Source organism: Cereibacter changlensis JA139 (genome assembly GCF_003034985.1).
In the GTDB taxonomy this organism is placed as follows: domain Bacteria; phylum Pseudomonadota; class Alphaproteobacteria; order Rhodobacterales; family Rhodobacteraceae; genus Cereibacter; species Cereibacter changlensis.
The window spans coordinates 1-581 of the sequence record NZ_PZKG01000420.1 but is presented as its reverse complement, the minus strand read 5'-3'; the positions used below and the strand labels follow the sequence as shown (position 1 = coordinate 581).

The following is a 581-nucleotide window of genomic DNA, read 5'->3' as shown; positions in this document are numbered from 1 at the left end:
ATCGTCGCCGTAGGAACCGTCGTCGGTGGCGGTGATCTCCGTCACCCGGCCGAGGTCGTCGAAGGTCATCAGCCCGGTATCGGCGAGGATATATCCGCGGCCCTCGCCCGACGCGATCTTGTCGCTGCCGGTCCCGCCGACGATCCAGGCGTCACCGCCGCCGGTCGTGATCTCATCGTCGCCGCCGCGCAGAACCTCCGTGGCCTCGACCCGGACGATGATGCCATCCGCCAGCGTCACCTTGCCGAGGTCGCCGAGGATGACCGCGTCGCCCTCGCTGTCGGTGATGCTGTCGGAGCCCTCGCCGCCGAAGACCCAGGCCTTCCCGTCGCCGGTGGTGATGGTGTCCTTGGCGCCCTGCAGCGCGACGATGCTGCTGACCGAGGTCAGCACCCCGCCCGTCGCCAGCACCGAGCCCAGATCGCCGAGGATCAGCGCGAAGCCGTCGCCGTCGGTGATGACATCCGCCCCGGCGCCGCCGACGATCCAATCCTCGCCGTCGCCGCTGGTGATGGTGTCGTCGCCGTAGCTGCCGTCATCGGTGGCGGTGATCTCCGTCACCCGGCCGAGCCCGTCGAAGG

General features: G+C 70.1%; 1 protein-coding gene. It reads right to left on the bottom strand.

What is annotated here, in order from left to right; translation table 11 throughout:
- On the bottom strand, positions 1-581 hold a 581-nt coding region (locus C5F48_RS25575; protein WP_373454376.1), incomplete at both ends, for a calcium-binding protein.